Source organism: Brucella sp. TWI432 (assembly GCF_039674445.1).
GTDB classification, from domain to species: Bacteria; Pseudomonadota; Alphaproteobacteria; order Rhizobiales; family Rhizobiaceae; genus Brucella; species Brucella chromiisoli.
Window position 1 is genome coordinate 163,060 of the sequence record NZ_JBDJNL010000003.1, and the last position, 21,515, is coordinate 184,574.

Genomic DNA, 21,515 nt, shown 5'->3' on the forward strand with positions numbered 1-21,515 from the left:
ATTGAAGGTCAACCCGGTCGCCAGTTAAAGGCACAATGGGCTTTGGTCATTGTTTTTAGTCAAAGGCACGCAGCAGAGTAAGCAATTGCTCCACGCCTTCATTGCCCAGTTTGGCTTCGATTTCTTCCTGAGCCGCATCCCAAAGTGGTCCGCCTTGTTTGACGAGATCGTGGCCGTGTTCGGTCAGCGTGATCTGGATTTCACGATGGTCTTCGCCATGCGTCTGTTCGATCAAACCCATACGCTGCAGCACCTTTGCATTGCGGCCCATTGTTGAGCGGTCAAGGTCGGCAAGCCGTGCAAGCTCCGTTAATGAGATAGAGCTTGCACGTGCGATTTTTCGCAGCAAGCTGAACTGCGCGACATTGATGCCAAGCGGTGCCAGCGCCTTGTCGTAAACGCCGGACGATTTTCTGGCTGCCTGACGCAGAAGAATGCAGAAACATGGATTCGACATAATGCGGGTATATACCCGTAAATAATTGCTGGCAAGTGCCTTTGGATATTGCCGTCATCTTCACACGGCGATGTGAGATGTTTCCTTGACCTCTTCCATTACAGCGTAAGTGTGGGATTCGCGCACACCTGGCAGGGATAGAAGTGCTTCTGATAAAAAGCGCCGATAGTGATCCATATCCGCGACACGTGCCTTGATCAGATAATCGAAGCCGCCGGCGACCATGTGGCATTCCATAATGTCGGGGTTGCTGCGCGTAAAGCTGGAGAAGGTTTCAAAGACTTCCGGGGTGGTGCGATCCAGTTTGATCTCAATAAAAACCAGCATTGAGCGATCGAGCATTTTGGGCGACAGGAGGGCTGAATAGCCCAGAATATAACCCTCACGTGTCAGTCGTTTCACCCGTTCAGCGGTGGCCGTCTGCGAAAGATGAATGCGATCGGCAAGTTCAGTGTTGGTCAGGCGCCCGTTTTCCTGAAGCGCAGACAAAATGTTTTTGTCCATCACATCGAGATTTTTCATCTTGTCCCCATCGACCACCTGCATGGGTGGCTTCTTTGTTTGTTTGCAAATAATCTGCGTACGAAATGAATCTGAATTCCAGGCCGGGCGCAAGGCAAAATTTTTGAAGCATAGTTAAATTACGGCTGCACTACACGGTTTGGTAGAAGGCTACAGCGATAGTCTTGACAGTTGTAGGATGGTGCAATCCATAGCAGTATGTGCGCGTACTGAAAGTGATACTGCACGCATAGCATTCAGGCTTTGCATAATGGCTTTGGGCAGGTGTTATACCCACGGCAGGCCGGAAAAGGTACTCCAGCCTTTAGCCAATTTGTCCGTGTCAAGGACAAGGGAGAATCCGGACTATTTAAAGAAGTCCGGATTTTCTGTTCGTGTTGCTGCTGAAACAGTCGGAACGCTTTTATTTGGTAAGGCACTGGCCGCGCTGATAGCGAAGGCGGCTGGTTTTGCGGTTTTAAATTTTCCAGTTGCAAGCGATGCGAGGGAAGGCTAACAGTATCGCTATGAACATTTCGCGCATTGACACAAAAATCTGGTGGTGGGCTCGCTAAAAGCGGCCACGCAGGCGTTTGTGCATTTGCGTTTAGAAACAGGCCGCTGGGATTATCCGGGCGGCCTTTTTGTTTGGCTGTTTGAATAAGACCGGGTCTTGGAAGTGCTCGATAACGAATAACACTTGGGAATTGCCAGTCATGAATGCGAAGATTGCGGATAGCGAGATATTCACGCACGAGACAGCGGGCGGCATTGTTGTCGAACGCGTGCGCCATCTGACTGCTTATAAGGGAGCCATCGAGACTTATATCGATGCTCTCAATGAGCGGCGGGGCGCGGTCTTTTCGTCCAATTACGAATATCCGGGCCGCTATACGCGATGGGACACGGCAATTGTTGATCCGCCGGTGGTGATCACCTCACGTGCGCGCCAGATGCGAATCGAAGCGCTGAACAAGCGCGGCACAATCCTGTTGCGGCCAATCCTCAAGACGCTTCAGGGGCTTTCCGAAGTGAAGGTCGATAAGGCCGATGAAGATCGCATCGAACTGACGATTGCTGAACCCACCGGCACATTCACCGAAGAAGAACGCTCCCGCATGCCATCGGTCTTTACTGTGCTGCGTGCGATTGTCGGCCTGTTCTTCTCCGAAGAAGATGCAAATCTCGGCCTTTATGGTGCGTTTGGTTACGATCTCGCATTCCAGTTCGATCCGATCCAGTACAAGCTGAAGCGCCCGGACGATCAGCGTGATCTGGTACTTTTCATCCCGGACGAAATCTTTGTGGCGGATCATTACTCGGCGCGCGCATGGGTGGATCGCTATGAATTTTCCTGTGGCGGTTCTTCAACGCATGATCTGGCTCGGGCGACGCCGGTGCAGCCCTTCAAGCCTGCTGAGCGTGATCTGCCGCGTGGCGATCACAACCCGGGCGAATATGCCAAGCTGGTTGAACGCGCGAAGGATAGCTTCAAGCGCGGTGATCTGTTTGAAGTGGTGCCGGGGCAGACTTTCTATGAGCGTTGCCACACAGCACCTTCGGAAATTTTCCGTCGTCTGAAGTCGATCAATCCATCGCCTTATTCGTTCTTCATCAACCTGGGAGAGAATGAATATCTGGTCGGCGCTTCGCCGGAAATGTTTGTGCGTGTCAATGGTCGCCGCATTGAAACCTGCCCGATTTCCGGCACGATCAAGCGCGGTGAAGATGCGATTTCGGATTCTGAGCAGATTCTGAAACTGCTCAATTCCAAGAAAGACGAGTCCGAGCTGACCATGTGCTCGGATGTTGATCGCAACGACAAAAGCCGGGTTTGTGAGCCGGGTTCGGTGCGGGTAATCGGTCGTCGTCAGATCGAAATGTATTCGCGTCTGATCCACACGGTTGACCATATTGAAGGCCGTTTGCGTGATGGTATGGATGCTTTTGATGGCTTCCTCAGCCATGCCTGGGCTGTGACTGTGACCGGCGCGCCAAAGCTCTGGGCCATGCGTTTCCTTGAAGAAAACGAGCGCAGCCCGCGTGCATGGTATGGTGGTGCTGTCGGCATGATGCACTTTAACGGTGACATGAATACCGGCCTCACACTGCGCACAATCCGCATCAAGGAAGGTGTGGCCGAAATTCGTGCTGGTGCGACGCTGCTGTTTGATTCCAATCCTGAAGAGGAAGAAGCCGAAACCGAATTAAAGGCATCCGCGATGATCGCTGCTGTGCGTGAAGCGCAGAAGAGCAATCAGGTTGCAGAAGAGCGCGTGGCGGCAAAGGTGGGCGAGGGGCTTTCGATCCTTCTGGTCGATCACGAAGATTCCTTCGTGCATACACTCGCGAATTACTTCCGCCAGACGGGTGCAACGGTTGCAACGGTGCGTTCGCCGGTCGCCGAAGAAGTGTTCGACCGCATCAATCCTGATCTTGTCGTGCTGTCGCCCGGACCGGGCACGCCACAGGATTTTGATTGCAAGGCAACCATCGACAAGGCGCGCAAGCGTCAGCTGCCGATTTTCGGTGTCTGCCTTGGCCTTCAGGCGCTGGCAGAAGCCTATGGCGGCACGCTGCGCCAGCTGCGCATTCCGATGCATGGCAAGCCATCGCGTATCCGGGTCTCAAAGCCTGAGCGCATCTTCTCAGGTCTGCCGAAGGAAGTAACGGTTGGCCGTTACCACTCGATCTTTGCCGATCCTGAACGTTTGCCGGATGATTTTCTGGTAACGGCGGAAACGGAAGACGGTGTCATCATGGCTTTTGAACATAAGAAAGAGCCGGTGGCGGCGGTCCAGTTCCATCCCGAATCCATCATGACGCTGGGTCATAATGCGGGGATGCGGATGATTGAAAATGTTGTCACGCATCTGGCAGGTAAGCATAAAGCGCGCCGCAGTAACTATTAAACTTGATTTTACGTGGCACCCAAAGGACCAGCCGTAGTGAAAACTGCGGCTGGTTTTTCGTTTATGGGTTTCAAAAATAACGTCTTTTCGGAACTGCTTTGGCGAACCATTTGCAACTGTAATGCCTTGCATTTGCAAGAGAAAATTTAATGCGAGAAGTGCAGAAGAGGGGTTCGATATTTGAACTATCTGGGTTATAGAACGGCTATTGAAATGCTGCTGACTGGCTCGGCCAGGGTGAATGCGCAATAGGCTGATTGGTTAGCCTGAACCCGCCTGGCGGGATAAGAATATAAGTATCTGAAGGTTCATGATGAACGCGAATGTAAAAGTTCGGCGGCTCGCCGCTTGGTCGATTCCTGTTGCGCTGGGCGTGATGGGGCTGAAATATCTGGCCTATGCGCTGACCGGCTCTGTGGCACTTTATTCGGATGCTCTGGAATCTATCGTCAATGTCATCGCGGCAGTTGGGGCGTGGTGGGCGATCAGTGTCAGTCATAAACCTGCGGACGGCAATCATCCTTTTGGACATCATAAGGCCGAGTATATCTCAGCGGTCGTCGAAGGTGTTCTGATCACGATCGCAGCACTTTTGATTGCCAAAGAAGCGTGGTCAGCATTGCAGGCGCCGCACCAGATGGAAGAGCCGTGGCTCGGCCTTGCGATTAATATGGGCGCTGCTGCGATAAATGCCTTCTGGGCCATGCTGCTCATTCGCACGGGCCGCAGTGCGCGTTCACCGGCGCTGGAAGCCGATGGCCAGCATATTATGACTGACGTGTTTACATCGGTCGGTGTTCTGATCGGCCTTGTTGGAGCCGTGATCACAGGCTGGGCAATCCTTGATCCGTTGCTTGCCATTCTGGTTGCGATCAACATTCTCTGGCAGGGCTGGGGTGTCATCAATAAATCCATACAGGGCTTGATGGATATTGGTGTCGAGCCTGTGGAGGAAATGCGGATTCGCGATGTGATTTCGGCAAATGCCGGCGGTGCGATTGAGGTTCATGATCTCAAGACCCGCATTGCAGGCAGTGTGACCTTCATCGAATTTCATCTGGTTGTGGCCGCTGATATGAGTGTTGGCGACGCGCATATCATTTGCGACCGAATCGAAGATGCGTTGAAGGCACAGATCGACAGTGCGCGCGTCGTGATCCATGTTGAACCGGAAGACGAGGCGAAACTACCGATTGGCACGAGTTCAGTGCCTTTTGCTTAAATCTTTCAGCTGTTACCTATTTTTCACATAAAGAGCTGAAAGACCAAAACCTGCGCTGTGCATATCGGCGTAATGATGCGTGAAATTAAAGTAGTAAAACATGCCCGGCAGGGCTTCACTCGTTGTCCAGAATTTTGCGCCTTCGCCAAAGTCTGAAGCCGCAATATTTGGAAAAATTGCCGGGTTGACTTTTGAGCCGTCACAGGCTGCACTTAAAAGTGCTTCTAGTTCTTCGCCGGATGGTAACCGCCAGCCAGCTCCCTTCGTCCGAGCAGCAGAAACTGCATCTGTCTGGGTCATCAAATCAGGTTTGCCTGTGCATCGTGCGAGCGCTTCGTTCCAGGCCATTCCGCTGGCGCAACGCTGCCAGATAAGGCCATTTTTGGTATCAAGAACGGTTTCATTCTTCACTTGCAGGGATGAAGCGCCTGAAACTGTGCAGGCTGCAAAAGCTGGTTGTGTGCAGAGTGCGAACACGGCAAGCGTGGGAATCAAAGTTAAGCGCATTTCAAGTTCCGTTCTTTAAAGGGCGGCGCATAGGCAGGCTTTGCGATGTTTTAGTGGCGGTTACCTGTAAAAAATAAAAGCTGATGGATTTTGTTTTTGCTTGCCGCAGTCTTGCACGTTTCAAACCTCACGTGTAAAAGCGTCTCCATGGTTATGAAGAACGCAACATCTTTGGAACATTACGCAGCCGCTTTGAGCGCGCGCGTAAATGTCTGCGTTCTAAACTCGCTTCTTACCCTCGGCCTTAGCGGCGATCGCCGGGCTCGTTGAAAGGAGCGTCCGGCGGTCGATTGAGGTCCCGCTGACGCATGCTCCTTTCTCAAAATCCGAATTTGAATTTTAAGACGAGATATCCGTGTCGTTACGACAGTGCAGAACTGTTCAGTACGCCGGGAGGATGAGATGACCATGAATCAGAATGCAAACACACTGAATCCCGCAGCGCAGCATAAAGGTATGCCAGACGCGGCTACTAAATATTCGCCGTTTCCTTACCCAAAGCTCGATGACCGTACTTGGCCGTCAAAGCGCATCGAGAAGGCACCAATCTGGTGTTCGGTTGATCTGCGCGATGGCAATCAGGCATTGGTTGACCCGATGGGTCATGATCGCAAGGAACGCATGTTCCGCCTGCTGGTCGATATGGGTTTCCCGGAAATCGAAATTGGCTTTCCATCGGCGTCGCAGACCGATTTCGACTTTTGCCGGTGGGCAATTGAGCAGGGCGATACCCCTGACGAAGTTGACTTGCAGGTGCTGGTGCAGTGCCGCCCTGAACTGATCACGCGGACCTTTGAAGCACTGGAAGGTGCGAAGACGCCAATCATACACTTCTACAATTCGACCAGTGAATTGCAGCGTCGCGTCGTTTTCAACAAGGACGTCAAGGGCATCAAGCAGATTGCAACCGATGCCGCAAAGATGATCATGGATATGGCTGCGAAGGCGGGCGGTGGCTATCGCTTCCAGTATTCGCCGGAAAGCTTTACCGGCACCGAGCTGGAAGTGGCGCTGGAAATCTGCAATGCCGTGACAGAAATCGTCAAGCCGACTGCGGAAAACAAGCTGATCCTCAATCTGCCATCGACGGTCGAAATGAACACGCCAAATGTTTATGCCGACCAGATCGAATGGATGTGCCGTAATCTCGACAATCGCGAAAACCTGATCATTTCGCTGCATCCGCACAATGATCGTGGAACGGGTATCGCCGCAACTGAACTGGGCCTGATGGCGGGTGCTGATCGCGTTGAAGGCACGTTGTTTGGCAATGGCGAACGCACCGGCAATGTCGATGTGGTGACGCTGGCGCTGAATATGTATACGCAGGGCATTGATCCAATGCTGGATTGCACAGACATCAATCGTATGAAGGATGTCTACGAATATTCGAACCAGCTGAAGATCGCAGAGCGTCATCCTTATGTTGGCGAACTGGTTTACACCGCTTTCTCAGGCTCGCATCAGGATGCGATCAACAAGGGCATGAAGGTTCGCAAGACCGCCAATTCGCCAATCTGGGAAGTGCCTTATCTGCCAATTGATCCGCAGGATGTTGGCCGCTCCTATGAAGCGATCATCCGCATCAATTCGCAGTCAGGCAAGGGCGGTATCGCTTATATTCTACAGGCTGACTATGGTCTGAACCTGCCGCGCAATTTGCAGGTTGAGTTCCGTGAGATCATTCAGAACATCACGGATGATGAAGGCAAGGAACTGCCATCCAAGCGCATTCATGACGAGTTCCAGAAACTCTATGTTGAGCAGGCGGAGGGTCGTATCAAGTTCGTAGATCACCACACCTATCCTGATCCGGAACAGAAGGGTCGCCGCATCCTGACCGCCGAAATCACCGATAATGGCGTGACGAAGAATATTGAAGGCAAGGGCACAGGCCCAATTGACGGCTTTATTGATGCGCTGTCGAAATATCTCGGTGTGAAGATGTCGGTTGTCGATTATTCCGAGCATTCGCTCAAGCAGGGGTCTGATGCATCGGCAATTTCTTATGTTGAAATTGCCTATCCCGATGGAAAATTGTTCGGCGCTGGTATCAACGACAATATCGTGAGCGCTTCGCTTGAAGCGATTGTCTCGGCGGCCAATCGGGTGATTGGCAAGTGAGTTGAAAGAAAAGGCGGCTTTTATGCCGCCTTTTTTAGAGCGCATCCCGAAAAGTGTGAAACGGCTTTCGGACAGAGATGCGTGTTAAAATACGCTCTAATAGAGTTTGTCTTCAGAAATTTTGATGATGCGTTCGCTCTCATCTTCAATGCCGTGCTGTTCCCACTGGCATAGCCAGCCGCCGTGCGGCTTCCGATCAACAGCGAAGATGTTATAACGTGCGGGGGGCTTATGCCCGCCGAAATTCTGGCTGGCTGACGGCACACAGATAACCGGCACTTGTCCGGTCGGCCCATCGATATCATAGCGGGTTGCGAGATGTGTATGGCCATGAATGACCAGTTCGGCACCGTGCTTGCGAATGACATTCTGGAAACGACGGATGCCATAAAGCCGCTTATGCGTCGGCGTGGCGCCGCGGATGGGTGGATGGTGGATCATCACAACGCGAAAAAGTCCGCGTGCGCCTGCTTCATCAAGCGCCATGGCAAGGCGCTTGGCCTGCGCGGATTTAAAATCACCACTGGCCATGAAGGGAGCGGTCGCGCGTGCAGACGATACGCCGATTAGCGCCACTGGTCCGCGTTCGCGCATATAGGGAAACACGGGTCGCTTGCCGTGATTATGCACGCCATCGCCACGCATCCATGGCTCCCATTTGCGGCAGGATTTATCCAGCGCACCGGGCACATAGGCATCGTGGTTTCCCGGAACGACAGATACGTTGTCAGGATCGCCCAGTTGCATGAGCCAGTCATGGGCGATGTCGATTTCCAGATTGAGCGCAAGGTTTACCAGATCGCCAGTGACCGCAATATGATCGGGATTTTGCGCCAGCATATCGGCAATCAGATTGTCCAGCACCGTGCCGTGCATCGCGTTTTTACGGTTACGCAGCCAGTTGATATAACCTGTGATACGTTTCGACGCCAATTCGCGATAGCGAATGCGGGGGAGAGGCGACAGATGGATGTCGGAAATATGGGCAAGACGAAACATATAATTGGTGTACTGTATTATTTTTTAAATCGAAACCGTGTTTAGCGACTTTTTGTTGATGACTTTGCTTCAATGATTTTATCAGGAATATTTGCTCAGGATCGACGGTATGCCCTTCCGCCATTTTTTATTTCATACCTATTTTTTGCTTACGCGCCCGATGACACTGGGTGTCAGGGCAGTTGTATTTGATGAGAAAAAAAACTCTGTTTTTTTGGTCAAGCATACTTACGTACCCGGCTGGCAATTGCCAGGCGGCGGCGTTGATCGTGGCGAGACATTTGCGCAGGCACTGGAAAAGGAGCTGCGTGAAGAAGGCAATATTTACCTCACCGGTCGACCGCAGCTTTTTGCGCTTTATAAAAACGCCCATGCTTCAAACCGAGATCATGTTGCGCTTTATGTTTGCCGTGCGTTCGAGCAGACGGAGCCTAAACAGCGAGACAGGGAGATCGCCGAGGCCGGTTTTTTTTCGTTGGATAATCTGCCTGAAGGCACAACGCCTTCAACCAAGCGTCGCTTGCAGGAAGCGCTGCATGATCTTGATCCTCTGCCACACTGGTAGGAGGAAGGGCGCTTTCGCGCCCTCCATTTGAGATATTAGAAGCGGTAGGTGATACCGGTGCCGATCAGCCATGGGTTGAGCTTGGCCTTGCCGCTGACCTGCGTGCCGCCTGCCAGAGTGGCGTCGAATTTTGGTTCAAGGAACAGCTTCTTCACGTCGAAGTTGATACCCCAATGCTCATTGAGCATGTAGTCGAAGCCGACCTGAAGCGCACCGCCAAAGGTGTTCTTGACCTTGAGATAATCAACGCCTGCGGCATCCTGATTGTAGAAGATTGTGTAGTTCACGCCTGCACCTACATAAGGCTTGAAAGCACCGAAGTTGGTGAAGTGATACTGCATGGTGAGCGTTGGAGGCAGCATCCAGACTTTGCCAATCTTGCCCAGACCTTCGATCGAACCCGTGCCGTTGATGTTGGCATAGGTGGTGCCAAGGATGAGTTCAGCAGCCAGATTGTCGGTGAAGTAATAGGTGATGTCGAGTTCAGGCGTGATCGACTTTGAGTAATCGAGACCGGAACCATCAACGCCGTTTACATAACCCTTGTTTTCGGCGACCACACCAAGCGCACGCACGCGAATCTGCCATGGCGACAAAGCCTGTGGCACGGCAACGATTTCGGTCGCAGGCTGGGCCACAATCGCATCAGCAGCAAAAGCTGCGGGTGCTGTAAATGTCAGTGCTGTTGCTGCGAGGAGCCCTTTGGCAAAGCGGTTCATCAGTCTCTCCTAAAATTCTTAACCTGAAAGTCCTGGGTAGTGATGGCCGCAATCTGGACCACACAACAATGCGGCCCATTGATTTGGATCAATGGGCCGCTCTGGTTATGTGCAGCAGATGCTGTTTGGAGGGGACTGTTGCAGGAAAGTCTCAATTGTCGAAGCGGTTCCGGTCATGCGGTGCGGAGAAGTCGATTCGCGGGCCAGCAGGAACAATGCCGGTCGGGTTGATCGTCTTGTGGCTGCGATAATAATGGCCTTTGATGTGCTCCATATTCACGGTCGGGGCCACGCCCGTAACCTGATACAGGTCGCGCGTGTAATTGGAGAGATTTGGATAATCCGCAATGCGTCGCAGATTGCATTTGAAGTGCCCGACATAGACCGGATCAAAGCGCAATAGCGTGGTGAACAGACGCCAGTCGGCTTCTGTGAGGCTTGAGCCTGCCAGATAGCGCTGCTTCGAAAGTTTTTCCTCCAGCGCATTAAGCGCTGTGAAGACTTGTCCAAAGGCTTCTTCATAGGCTTCTTGTGAAGTCGCAAAGCCAGCCCGGTAAACACCGTTGTTGATGTTTGGATAGACAAATTCGTTAATGGCGTCGATCTCGCTGCGAAGGGCTTCTGGATAAAGATCAAGTGACGCATCGCCAAACGCATTGAAAGCCGAATTGAGCATTCTGATAATCTCAGATGACTCATTTGAAACAATCGTCTCGCGTTGCTTGTCCCAGAGAACGGGAACAGTGACGCGACCGGAATAGGTCGGATCGGCGCGGGTATAAATCTCATGCATGCGCTTTGCGCCATAAAGCGCGTCGCCCGTGCTGCCGGTGGTGCCGTAGAAAGTCCAGCCTTCCTCGAGCATGAGATAATCGACAGCCGAGATGGAGATGACATCTTCGAGCTTTTTCAAAGCACGGACGATCAGCGTGCGATGCGCCCATGGACAGGCATAGGAGACATAGAGGTGATAGCGACCTGCTTCAGCCTTAAAGCCACCTTCGCCGGTTGGGCCTGCGCTGCCATCCTTTGTCACCCAGTTGCGAAACTGCGATTTTGAACGCTCAAAGCGGCCTTTTGTGCTTTCGGTGTCGTACCAGACATCGTGCCACTTGCCATCGACCAGAAGTCCCATGTGAATTCTCCTTTTGACAGGAAAATAGAGCGAAAACTGCCATTTTGCACCCGTCAAAGCCGTGAACAGTGCGTAACGGTGCCAAAAAGAGAAATTAGTACCGCCAATTTGAAAGAAAATGTTTTACGACTGATCAATTTGGTGATAGGTGGGTTTCAAATTGCGGCACCCGTTGATGTTCCGCCGCTCAGGAGAGAAGTATGACCGGAATGCGTTTCATCCGACGATGAAATTGGGACTGTGCTTAAAACGCACGGAATGCATTCCATTGGCCTTTTGGCTGCCGACTTCTCTTCAGGCAATTTTACCCATGCAACAGCTTGAACTGACCTACGCGCAGGAAGACCCGGCGCACGACATTGAGATCGAAGATATGAATGCGGAAGCGTTCGGTCCCGGTCGTTTTACCCGTGCAGCGCACTTTATCCGGGAGGGTGGGCCTCACGACCAGAGCCTGTCGTTTGTCGCGCTGATGGGCGGCATTGTTATCGGATCGCTGCGTATGACACCTGTTGTCGTGGGGGAAACTCCGGCCTTGCTGCTGGGGCCACTTGCTGTGCGGCCGGACTGGAAAAAGCGCGGCATTGGCAGCGCATTGATGCGGATGTCATTGGAAGCTGCAAAGAATGCTGGCCACAAACTGGTCATTCTTGTTGGCGATGAGCCCTATTATGGACCATTTGGGTTTCATATGGTGCAGCCTGGTTCGATGATTATGCCTGCACCAGTCGATCCCCGGCGGATGCTCGCCTGCGAACTGGTACCGGGTGCACTCAATGGGGCAGACGGCGTCGTGCGTCACGCAAACAGAGCGTAAAGCATTAAAAGAAGGGAAAGCGAGGGCGGTTTAGCGCCCTTCGCGATACCACATGCTGCCGAAGATAAAGAGCAGAGCGGCCAGCGCAAATAATCCTGAGAACAATGGCAGACGATTGACGCTTTTAAGTTGCGTATCGGTGGTTTCGCGCAGACCGATCCAGTTACTGCCGCTGGCAGTGCGACCAGTGCTGACAGCTGTGATCGCAGGCACCTGAACGGAACTATCAGCACTTTCATGAACGCGGTGAACGGAGCCGCCTGTTGCATCAGTCAGTGGCTTGAGGCGGTCGGTCGTGGAAATGCTGTCTGCAAATTCCGGCGCATCGACAGGGCCGACATGGGCAAGTGTTTCCAGATCGCCATTCTTCACGCGGAAGATGCCGACTTCATCTGTTTGCAGCGAACCTGTGAAGAGACCGGGTTTTCCCTGTACAAGGTTGACCTGCAATTGCTTGCCGGATGGCGTGGTGACAGCAGCATTTCCTGGATTGTCCCCCATCGTCTGGCGCTGGATTGAAAGCGTGCGGCCGTTGCCATTGGCGGTCAGTGCTTCTTCTTCCAGTTCCGGCTCCTGCATCAGCCAGTGCGCGATACGGCGGTAAAGCGCGGCATAAGGGCCGCCGCCTTCAAAACCACGCGCCCAAAGCCAGCCTTGATCAGACAGGAACATGCCGACACGGCCCTTTCCGACCCGGTCGAGGACCAGAAGCGGCTTGCCATCTGCGCCACTCATAACGGTCTCGCCCCGCGTTGGGCCAATATCGATGGTGCGGAACCATCGGCTCCAGTGCGGAGGCTCCTGATCGCTGCCATCGAGGCCACGGGTAACGGGATGCCGTTTGCCAAGGTCAGTCAGGCGCGGATAGAAAGCTTTTTCGGTGACTGTGCCTGTGGGCATGGCTGGCAGTGCGCTGTAAAGTGGCGTTTGTGCAATTGACATGTCGCCCGCATATTCGGGGCCGGCCGCTACCAGCAAAGCGCCACCATTTTCCACATATTGTGCAATATAATCATAATAAAGCAGCGGCAGCACATCGCGATGCTGATAGCGATCCAGAATGATGAGGTCGAATTCATTGACCTTATCAACAAAAAGCTCGCGTGTTGGAAAAGCGATCAGGGATAACTCATTGATCGGTGTGCCGTCCTGCTTTTCTGGCGGACGCAGAATGGTGAAGTGGACGAGATCAACAGCCGCATCGGATTTAAGCAGATTTCGCCATGTGCGTTCGCCGTTATGCGGTTCTCCTGAAACCAGAAGCACGCGCAGATTCTCACGAATGCCGTCAATTGTCGCAACCGCATGGTTGTTGGCATCGGTTACTTCGCCCGGAAGGGTCGGTGTTGAAATCTCGACAATATTGACGCCTGCGCGCGGCAGCTCGATGGTGACAGGTGTTTCCTGTCCGACCTGCGCCTGTTCTTTGCTCACGGCCTCGCCATTCACACGGATCTCTACAGGTGCGGAACTTCCAAGGCTTTTGCCTTCATCGATCACGGTAAAGGACATTTCCAGCGGCTTGCCGCTGATGCCATAGCGCGGGGCCTTGTTGAATTTGATGCGGCGGTCGAATTCGTCAGGTTTACCTGTGACGAGCGCATGAACCGGCGCATCAAACCCAAGCGCGTTTTTATTGGTGGGAATATCATGCACCTGACCGTCGGTGATCATGATTGCACCAGCCACACGCGACGGCGGCACATCAAGCAGCAGGCGAGCCAGCGGTCCAAACAGGCGCGTTGCATAACCGTCTTCGTTTTCGCCGGGCTGTGCCGTTTCCACCACGCGGGTTTCGAATTGCGGCATGGTTGCAAGCTGGTCTTGCACCGCTTTGAGCGCCTGATCCGTATCGGCTTGGCGCGCTCCCAGTTGCTGGCTCTGGCTGCGGTCAACGACAAGGGCCACAACACTTTTAAGCGGTTCGCGTTCTTCATTGATGATGACGGGATTAAACAGCGCCAATGCGAGGGCAAGGGCTGCAAGCATACGAAGCAATCCGCCACGCATGCGCAGCAAAATTGTTGCAAGGACAAGCAATGCCAGCGGTGCCAGAATGCCAATCAGCCAGGGCAGGGTGAGAAATGGTTCGAATTCGATATTCATGTTAATTACCAAGCCGCTGAAGCAGGTCCGGCACATGGACCTGATCGGATTTGTAATTCCCGGTCAGCATATACATCACGATGTTCACGCCGCCGCGCAGTGCATAAATGCGCTGCATCGGATCATTGGGAACGGTTGGCAAAAGTGGATTGCCCTGTTCATCAACGGCCCAGGCACCTGCAAAATCATTGGCGGTTATCATGATCGGTGAAACGCCATCGCCGGTGCGGACCGGGCGGTCGCGCTCGGCTTTGGAAGCGGCAGTGGCTGCGACCCATAACGGACTTCCTTCATAGCGGCCTGGAAAATCCGGCATGATGAAAAAGGACTTGGTCAGCACATGATCGCTGGGTACAGGCTCAAGCGGTGGCACATTCATGCCGTCAAGAATTAAGCGAAGGCGCTGGTTGGCAGGGGATGCGGAAGCGTCAAGACTCGCGCCTGCCTGAAGCTGATCGCGTGTGTCAAACAGCACCGTGCCGCCCTGCTGCATATAGGCATCGACTTTGGCGATGGCCTCGGGGCTTGGCATTGGAGCGTCTGGATCAATGGGCCAATAGATCAGCGGATAGAAATTGAGTTCATCCTTGGCAGGGTCAACGCCGATCGGGTCGCCCGGCTCAAGCGCTGTCTTATCCGTCAAGGCAAAGGTTAAGCCGCGCAGGCCCGCCTTGCTGATATCGTCGGTCGCGCTGTTGCCGGTGATGATATAGGCGAGATGGGTTTTCGAGACAGAATTGATAATGGCTTCGTCACCCGGCTTGCTGTCATCATGGGTTTGTTGCGCTTGCGCGGTTTTCACACCGAACGGTATCAGACTGATTGCCGATGCTGCTGCAAAAAGAAGGGCAATGCCTGCGATTTTGGAGCGAATTTTCATGCGACGACGAAAAGCGCCACGCAGCCAGAGCATCAGCAATGTGTCGAGCGCGAGCAGCATGGCTGCAGCTGCGAAAAACGGACCACGCAATGAAATCGATTGATCGGCGTTGTAAGACGCAGGTGTTATGCCAACGGAAAGTGCTGGTTGGCTGATTGCTTGAAGCCTGATGTCGCTGCCTTCAAAAATGTTGAGCGCTTTCAAGCCATCCTCATTGCCGTAGAAACCGGGCGGCGTGTTGATGCTGACATCAGGCAATTTGTCTTTATCCATGATCAGGGGCTTTGCTTCTGATGATGGCGGCGTCAGTTCGCCGTGGGCTGAAAGAAGCTGGAATGGCGGCAGCGAAATTGAGCGTTGATCGCTTTGTGCGCCAGCGCGTTGCGACAACGATACAATGCGGCGCAGCATATCGACAAAAGCCCCGGATATCGGCAAGCTCGACCATGATGCATCGGGTGAAATATGGAAAAGAATTACGTTGCCACGCCCACGGCTTTCGCCGGTTACAAGCGGTGTTCCGTCAGCCAGTGTTGCATAGGCTTTGTCATTGAGATCAAAGGACGGTTCAGCCAGAACCTGCCGCGAGACGGTCACATCATCAGGCACACTCAGTCCGGCAAAAGGGCCTTTATCAGAAAAAGAACGAAGCTTTTGTGGCTCTGACCACGACAAAGTGCCACCGAGTGCTCGCTCGCCCTTGCGCAGGCGAACGGGCAGCAGTGGATCATTCTCATTGGCACCTGCAAGGCGCGGCCCGGCAAACCGCACCAGTGTGCCGCCATCCTCGACCCATCTTGTGAGTTGGTCTTCCACTGGCTTTGGCAAGGTGCCGATGTCTGCCATGATGAGGACCGATGGCTTGGCGTCGAGCACTTCCGGCACGGTGGTCATCAAATCTGCCGAGCGCGGTTCGATGAGATTGGCATAGGGGGAAAGCGCGCGCGAAATATAATGCAGCGGTGATAAAAGCGGCTGGGCCAGATCGCCATCGCCACTGGCCAGAAGGCCGATTGTGCGGCGCTGGGAACCGGCATCGATCAGACGTGCGGCGGCTGCCTGATTGGTCCCGTCAATGCGGATCACGTGGAAATCATTGCGCAATTCCACCGGCAGATTGAAACGAGCAACGGCTTCATTGCTCCCTACTGCGAAGGACAAAGGCGTTTCGGCGATGCGGCGGCCCTTATCATCATAAGCGGAAGCTGTGAGCGTGCGCGGCATGGTTATGCCTTCGGGGCGGGTTGCTTTTGCTTCAAGCGTATCGGCCTGATTTTCAATGGAAGTCAGCGCTACAACATGATTGAGATTTGCTGCGTACCAGAGAACGGAAGCGAGCTGATTATTTTGATTGAGCTTTGCGAAAGCTTCACTGTCCGTTGCCTGCGCCAAGCCGTCATTCATGAAAGCCAGACGGATTTTCTCACCTTGCGGTATGCTTGATGCAAGACGATCCAATGCAGCTTTTCGGTCAACGGGGATCGGGCGAGGCTGCAAGGCTTGCAGACGCTCGGTCGCGTGGCTGCCATCATAAGGGCCAATGTCTGTATTGGCAGGTTCGGCCGTGCCAAGCACATAAATTTGCGCATTTGCGGCTTGCGCATCTGCAATCAGCTTTTCTGCGGCATTGACGCGTTGTGGCCACTCTTCTGCGGAAGCCCAGCCGTTATCCATGACAATGGCCAGTGGTTGGCTGCCGGAAAGTGTGACAGCGCGTGGGTTCCACACGGGCGAGGCAAGAGCGAAGATAACAAGTGCTGCAATCAGCAGGCGCAGCAGCGTCATCCACCAGGGGCTTTTGGACGGCACTTCCTCGCGTTTGAAAACCTGCGCCAGAATTCTGAGCGGCGGAAAGCTTTCTTCCTGCGGGCGCGGTGGCGTCATGCGCAGCAGCCACCAGATAACCGGCAGGGCAAGAAGGCCGGCAAGGATCAGCGGTGATCCAAAAGCGAGAGGCAGAAAATTCATGCGCGTGCTCCACCAGGAGAGGATGCACTTAACGCATCATGCAATCGTGACAGCGCTTCGGTCGCTGGCCGATCTGTGCGATGCACAGTATAGCTCCAGCCAAGCCGTTTGCAGAAATCAGACAAGGTCTCCCGCCGCGAAATGTATAAGCGCCGGTAGTCGTCGGCATAGGTTTCTGCGCGACCGGCAACAAGGGTGCTGCCTGTTTCAGGGTCGCGGAACTCTGTGCGTCCCGCATAGGGAAATGTTTCTTCCGCAGGATCGGCCACTTCAACAAGATGCGCACGCACACCGCGCCGCGCGAGCTGATCGAGCAAGTCGGTCAGTTCATCGAAAGGATGCAGAAAATCTGAAACAAGCACCACTTCGGAAAAGCGGCGGATCTGGGTGATGTCCGGCAGCTCGCTTTCGGGTGCTTCATGCATTAATGCGCCTGCAAGCCGTTCGGCACCATTGCGGGTGGAAAAAGGGGGCAGCAGGGTCGGAAAGGCGATGCGTTCGCCTGACCGCGAGAGCAGCTCGGCTAAAGCCAGTGTCAGCACCAGCGCACGCGCTTCTTTGGAGACAGGCGTCAGATTGGAGCGGTAGAGCATGGAGGAGGAGAAATCGCACCACAACCAGACCGTATGGGCTGATTCCCATTCCCGGTCGCGAACATAGGTATGGTCGTCGCGGGCTGAACGCCGCCAGTCGATGCGCGCCAGTGCGTCGCCTTCAACATAGGGGCGGAACTGCCAGAAGTTTTCTCCGGGGCCGCGTTTGCGCCGTCCATGCCAGCCATTCATGACGGTGTTGACGACGCGCCGGGCTTCGACCAGCAGATCGGGAATGCTTGCAGCGCGCGCACGCGCACGCGCCAGCGTTTCCTTTCGGTCTGAAGCTGAAACCTGCGCGCCAATTGTCATCAGGCTGCTGCCTTCACCAGATTGGCAATGACATCGCGCACATGCATACCATCAGCGCGTGCTGCGAAATTGAGCGCCATACGGTGTTGCAGGACTGGCTCGGCCAGTGCTTTGACATCATCAACGGATGGGGCAAGACGGCCTTCATAGAGTGCGCGCGCACGCGCGCAGAGCATCAATGCCTGACTTGCACGCGGGCCCGGACCCCAGGCAATGTGCTTTTTTGCATGTTCATTATCGGCATCAGGACGCGCCGAACGCACGAGTTTCAGAATTGCATCCACCACACTTTCAGAAACAGGCATACGGCGCACCAGCGCCTGTATCTGGCGCAGACGCTCGGCATCAAGAATTGCGTAGGCTTTTGCTTCTGCAACGCCAGTGGTTTCCAGAAGGATACGGCGTTCGGCATCCAGTTCGGGATAGAGAATATCGATCTGCATGAGGAAGCGATCAAGCTGGGCTTCCGGCAGTGGATAGGTGCCTTCCTGTTCCAGCGGGTTCTGTGTTGCAAGCACATGAAATGGAGCTGGAAGGTCATAGCGCTGCCCAGCGACCGTGACGTGATATTCCTGCATGGCCTGCAAGAGTGCAGACTGGGTGCGCGGCGAGGCGCGGTTGATTTCGTCGGCCATCAGAAGCTGTGCAAAGATCGGGCCTTTGAGGTAGCGGAAAGACCGGCGACCATCGGCATCCTGCTCCATCACTTCCGAGCCGATGATGTCGGATGGCATCAGGTCGGGTGTGAACTGGATACGCTGACCTGAAAGGCCAAGCACGGTTCCCAGCGTTTCGACGAGCTTGGTTTTTGCAAGGCCGGGAAGACCAACGAGCAGAGCGTGACCGCCTGCGAGTACTGCTACGAGGGTACGCTCAATGACGCTTTCCTGGCCGAAGATAACGGTGCCGATGCTTTCCCTGATCCGCGCAATATCTGCAAGTGCGCGTTCAGCTTCGGCGACGATCTGATCGGGATTGGCGGCTTCGGGCGTAACAACAACACTCATAAGGACCTCGCAAAAATATCCGCACCTGCATATGATTGATTAAATCACTATATATGCTGACAAGCCGTGAAACGGTGACTATTTCATGACTTCCGGTATTTAAATTACATTCGAGCAGGAATAACCGAGTCGGATGACAAAAAGCACCCCTGAAGGGAACGAAAGGCTGCAAAGCGCAAAGCCCGCTACTGAAGGAATGGGCGGACTGGAAGCCCTTATTGCGCGTGCCCATGCGGATGCGCAAAGCGGACCGGCGACGAAAGAACGCGGAATTCCGCCAGTAGAGCGCTGGAACCCGGAATTTTGCGGTGTGCTTGATATGGAGATCAAGGCCGATGGGACATGGTTTTACATGGGCACACCCATCGGGCGTAAACAGCTTGTACGCTTGTTTTCAACGGTGTTGCGCAAGGATGAAGATGGAAAAACCTATCTCGTAACGCCAGTGGAGAAAATTGAAATCAGCGTCGAAGACGCGCATTTCATAGCCGTTGAAATGCAGGCTTCGGGAGAGGGAGATGATCGGAAACTGACCTTCCGCACAAATGTCGGCGATGTGGTTGAGGTGGATGCCGAGCATCCATTGCGCTTTGTCGTGGAGGATGAAAGCGGCGGCTTGAAGCCCTATATCAATGTTCGTGGACGGCTTGAGGCGCTGGTTGCGCGTTCCGTGATGTATGATCTTGTGGCATTGGGTGAAGAAATCGAAGTGAATGGCGTTATGATGTTTGCAATACGCTCTGGCGGTACAGTTTTCCCGATCATGCCTGCGGAAGCGCTTCAATGACGGATCGTTTGGTACATCCATACTCCACGTTTTCGGCCAATGATTTTGCCGAGCGTGTTCGCCACTGGCAGCCCGATCACAATGACCTGACGGGTGATCATTTGCTTAATCCCGATTTTACGCAGTCTATGGTCACAGCAAAAATGCGCGATGCTGCCGTGCTTGTGCCGGTCGTCGATCGCGGTTCGGAAGCAACGCTTTTGCTGACAAGGCGTACGGACACTTTGCGCAAACATTCAGGCCAGATCGCCTTTCCGGGCGGGGCCATCGACCCGGAGGATGGGACGGCGGAGAACGCCGCCTTGCGTGAAGCCAATGAAGAAATAGGTCTTGTGTCTGAACGCGCTGAAATTCTTGGGGCAATTCCGCGCTATCTGACTGGCAGCGGCTTTTCGATTACGCCGGTTCTGGCGGTCGTCAACACACCTTTCGATGTCCATCCGAACCCGGACGAGGTTGCAGATATTTTTGAAGTGCCGCTGTCCTTCCTGATGAACCCGGACAATCACCGGCGCGAAAGCAGGCTGTTCAACGGCGCCGAACGCTTTTATTACGCGATGCCTTATCACGAGCGATTCATCTGGGGCGTGACCGCAGGCATTATTCGCGGACTTTATGAAAGGCTCTACCGTTGAGCGATACATTGAATATTTCAGATCGGGCAAGCTGGCTTTGTTCCAAGCCGTTGCAGGCGCTTTTTGCTGCGCTCAACCGTGATGGTGGTGAAGTGCGTGTTGTTGGTGGTGCGGTTCGCAATGCATTGCTTGGCACGAAGGTCAGTGATGTTGATCTGGCGACCACGCATTTGCCGGAAGAAACAGTAAGGCTTGCCAAAGAGGCAGGTTTTAAGCCTGTGCCTACGGGCATTGAGCACGGCACGATTACCGTTGTGGTGCAGGGGCAGCCTTTTGAAGTCACGACCCTGCGCAAGGATATTGAGACCAACGGTCGTCATGCGAAAGTGGCTTTCGGGACCGATTGGAAGGCTGATGCCGAGCGGCGTGATTTCACGATCAATGCGCTTTATGCGACGGCCGATGGCGATGTGATCGACTATGTCGGCGGTCTTGCTGATATTGAAACCAAGACGCTGCGCTTTATCGGCGATGCTGAACAGCGTATCCGTGAGGATTATTTGCGCATTCTGCGCTTCTTCCGCTTTTTTGCATGGTATGGTTCGGGGCGTCCTGAAGCCGATGGATTGCGGGCGAGTGCACGATTGAAAGACGGGCTGAGCCAGCTTTCAGCCGAGCGTATCTGGTCGGAACTCAAGAAGCTGCTGTCCGCGCCCGATCCTTCGCGTGCGATGTTGTGGATGCGCCAATCCGGCGTTTTGACCGCCATTCTGCCGGAGAGTGAAAAGTGGGGTATTGATGCCATTCACGGACTCGTTCGCGCGGAAGCTGATCTTGGCTGGGACGTGGATGCTTTGCTGCGTCTTGAAAGCATTGTGCCACCCGATGCGGCTCGCATGACAGAGCTTGGCAAGCGGCTCAAAATGTCAAATGCCGAGCGTGCCCGACTTGAAGCGTGGGCACGCGCCGATGCTATCAAGTCGGAAACATCTGAACAGGCACTGAAGAAACTCATCTATCGCGGCAGTTCGCAGGCGGTCGCGGACCGTATTCGTCTGGCCTATGCGTCTGCACGACAGGAAGCCGCTGCCAGTGATGAAGCAATGATCCGCGCTGGCGGTTATTCAAGACTTCTTGATGCGCTTGAGAAATATGAACCGTTGGTCTTTCCTGTGACCGGCGGCGACCTTCTGGCGCTCGGTGTCGAGAAGGGGCCGGGGCTTGGCGAAGTGCTGCGTGATCTCGAAACTCTATGGATTGACTCCGGTTTTAGTCTTGACCGCGACGCGCTTCTGGACAAACTTGATCGCAATAAAATGAACGGCTGAT

At 54.0% G+C, this 21,515-nt stretch carries 19 protein-coding genes; 9 read left to right on the top strand and 10 right to left on the bottom strand.

Annotated features, from left to right (window positions below; translation table 11 throughout):
- Positions 1-55 precede the first annotated feature (55 nt).
- Together ABE527_RS08005 and ABE527_RS08010 are read right to left on the bottom strand one after the other, a co-directional pair.
- Positions 56-457, bottom strand: coding sequence for a MarR family winged helix-turn-helix transcriptional regulator (locus ABE527_RS08005; RefSeq protein ID WP_265985610.1), 402 nt, complete (start codon positions 455-457; stop codon positions 56-58).
- Positions 458-517: 60 nt separating this feature from the next.
- Positions 518-979: an Lrp/AsnC ligand binding domain-containing protein gene (locus ABE527_RS08010; RefSeq protein WP_265985704.1), complete on the bottom strand. Its 462-nt coding sequence runs from the start codon at positions 977-979 to the stop codon at positions 518-520.
- A gap of 250 nt (positions 980-1,229) precedes the next feature.
- Here ABE527_RS08010 and ABE527_RS08015 point away from each other — a divergent pair, with 250 nt between their 5' ends.
- The 3 genes from ABE527_RS08015 to ABE527_RS08025 all read left to right on the top strand — a co-directional run bounded on the left by ABE527_RS08015 (position 1,230) and on the right by ABE527_RS08025 (position 5,092).
- Positions 1,230-1,475 (top strand): hypothetical protein, encoded by a 246-nt coding sequence (locus tag ABE527_RS08015; protein ID WP_265985609.1) that lies wholly within the window; start codon positions 1,230-1,232, stop codon positions 1,473-1,475.
- Between the two features lie 199 nt (positions 1,476-1,674).
- The gene (locus ABE527_RS08020) at positions 1,675-3,870 is read left to right on the top strand and encodes an anthranilate synthase component I (RefSeq protein WP_499696587.1); all 2,196 of its coding nucleotides are present in this window, start codon (positions 1,675-1,677) and stop codon (positions 3,868-3,870) included.
- A gap of 313 nt (positions 3,871-4,183) precedes the next feature.
- Positions 4,184-5,092: a cation diffusion facilitator family transporter gene (locus tag ABE527_RS08025; RefSeq protein WP_499696678.1), complete on the top strand. Its 909-nt coding sequence runs from the start codon at positions 4,184-4,186 to the stop codon at positions 5,090-5,092.
- Positions 5,093-5,104: 12 nt separating this feature from the next.
- On the opposite strand, the gene ABE527_RS08030 is transcribed toward ABE527_RS08025, so the two are convergent.
- Positions 5,105-5,599, bottom strand: coding sequence for an Lcl C-terminal domain-containing protein (locus tag ABE527_RS08030; RefSeq protein ID WP_499696588.1), 495 nt, complete (start codon positions 5,597-5,599; stop codon positions 5,105-5,107).
- Positions 5,600-6,001: 402 nt separating this feature from the next.
- Here ABE527_RS08030 and leuA point away from each other — a divergent pair, with 402 nt between their 5' ends.
- Complete coding sequence (leuA, locus tag ABE527_RS08035) at positions 6,002-7,723, top strand: 2-isopropylmalate synthase (RefSeq protein ID WP_499696589.1); 1,722 nt, start codon at positions 6,002-6,004, stop codon at positions 7,721-7,723.
- Between the two features lie 96 nt (positions 7,724-7,819).
- On the opposite strand, the gene ABE527_RS08040 is transcribed toward leuA, so the two are convergent.
- Positions 7,820-8,722 carry a metallophosphoesterase family protein gene (locus ABE527_RS08040; protein ID WP_499696590.1) on the bottom strand — a complete coding sequence of 301 codons (903 nt, stop codon included), beginning with the start codon at positions 8,720-8,722 and terminating at the stop codon, positions 7,820-7,822.
- A 109-nt stretch (positions 8,723-8,831) separates the two neighbouring features.
- Between ABE527_RS08040 and ABE527_RS08045 the strand changes: the two genes are divergently transcribed.
- On the top strand, positions 8,832-9,287 hold the full coding sequence (locus ABE527_RS08045; RefSeq protein ID WP_265985595.1) for an NUDIX domain-containing protein: 456 nt from the start codon (positions 8,832-8,834) through the stop codon (positions 9,285-9,287).
- 35 nt (positions 9,288-9,322) lie between these two features.
- Here the strand turns inward: ABE527_RS08045 and ABE527_RS08050 are convergent, their stop codons facing one another.
- Both ABE527_RS08050 and ABE527_RS08055 read right to left on the bottom strand, forming a co-directional pair.
- Positions 9,323-10,006, bottom strand: a complete 684-nt coding sequence (locus ABE527_RS08050) for an OmpW/AlkL family protein (protein WP_499696591.1) — start codon at positions 10,004-10,006, stop codon at positions 9,323-9,325.
- A 151-nt stretch (positions 10,007-10,157) separates the two neighbouring features.
- A complete protein-coding gene (locus tag ABE527_RS08055; protein ID WP_499696592.1) occupies positions 10,158-11,141 on the bottom strand; it encodes a glutathione S-transferase family protein in 984 nt (327 codons plus the stop codon).
- 310 nt (positions 11,142-11,451) lie between these two features.
- Here ABE527_RS08055 and ABE527_RS08060 point away from each other — a divergent pair, with 310 nt between their 5' ends.
- Positions 11,452-11,958 carry a GNAT family N-acetyltransferase gene (locus tag ABE527_RS08060; protein WP_265985589.1) on the top strand — a complete coding sequence of 169 codons (507 nt, stop codon included), beginning with the start codon at positions 11,452-11,454 and terminating at the stop codon, positions 11,956-11,958.
- A gap of 30 nt (positions 11,959-11,988) precedes the next feature.
- Here ABE527_RS08060 and ABE527_RS08065 read toward each other — a convergent pair whose 3' ends face one another.
- Genes ABE527_RS08065 through ABE527_RS08080 form a run of 4 tightly spaced genes read right to left on the bottom strand, consistent with a single transcriptional unit; the run spans position 11,989 to position 18,824 of the window.
- Positions 11,989-14,064 (bottom strand): hypothetical protein, encoded by a 2,076-nt coding sequence (locus ABE527_RS08065; RefSeq protein ID WP_499696593.1) that lies wholly within the window; start codon positions 14,062-14,064, stop codon positions 11,989-11,991.
- A gap of 1 nt (position 14,065) precedes the next feature.
- Positions 14,066-16,912, bottom strand: coding sequence for a DUF4159 domain-containing protein (locus tag ABE527_RS08070; protein WP_499696594.1), 2,847 nt, complete (start codon positions 16,910-16,912; stop codon positions 14,066-14,068).
- Positions 16,909-17,817: a DUF58 domain-containing protein gene (locus tag ABE527_RS08075; protein ID WP_499696595.1), complete on the bottom strand. Its 909-nt coding sequence runs from the start codon at positions 17,815-17,817 to the stop codon at positions 16,909-16,911. Before ABE527_RS08075 ends, ABE527_RS08070 begins: the two co-directional genes overlap by 4 nt.
- On the bottom strand, positions 17,817-18,824 hold the full coding sequence (locus ABE527_RS08080) for an AAA family ATPase (protein WP_499696596.1): 1,008 nt from the start codon (positions 18,822-18,824) through the stop codon (positions 17,817-17,819). Before ABE527_RS08080 ends, ABE527_RS08075 begins: the two co-directional genes overlap by 1 nt.
- Positions 18,825-18,957: 133 nt before the next feature.
- Between ABE527_RS08080 and ABE527_RS08085 the strand changes: the two genes are divergently transcribed.
- From ABE527_RS08085 to ABE527_RS08095, 3 genes are read left to right on the top strand one after another with little or no spacing between them, the layout of a single operon-like run.
- Positions 18,958-19,611: a DUF1285 domain-containing protein gene (locus tag ABE527_RS08085; RefSeq protein ID WP_396998140.1), complete on the top strand. Its 654-nt coding sequence runs from the start codon at positions 18,958-18,960 to the stop codon at positions 19,609-19,611.
- Positions 19,608-20,246 (top strand): CoA pyrophosphatase, encoded by a 639-nt coding sequence (locus tag ABE527_RS08090; protein WP_499696597.1) that lies wholly within the window; start codon positions 19,608-19,610, stop codon positions 20,244-20,246. The genes ABE527_RS08085 and ABE527_RS08090 overlap by 4 nt, the downstream gene beginning before the upstream one ends.
- A complete protein-coding gene (locus ABE527_RS08095) occupies positions 20,243-21,514 on the top strand; it encodes a CCA tRNA nucleotidyltransferase (RefSeq protein WP_499696598.1) in 1,272 nt (423 codons plus the stop codon). The genes ABE527_RS08090 and ABE527_RS08095 overlap by 4 nt, the downstream gene beginning before the upstream one ends.
- Position 21,515 lies beyond the last annotated feature (1 nt).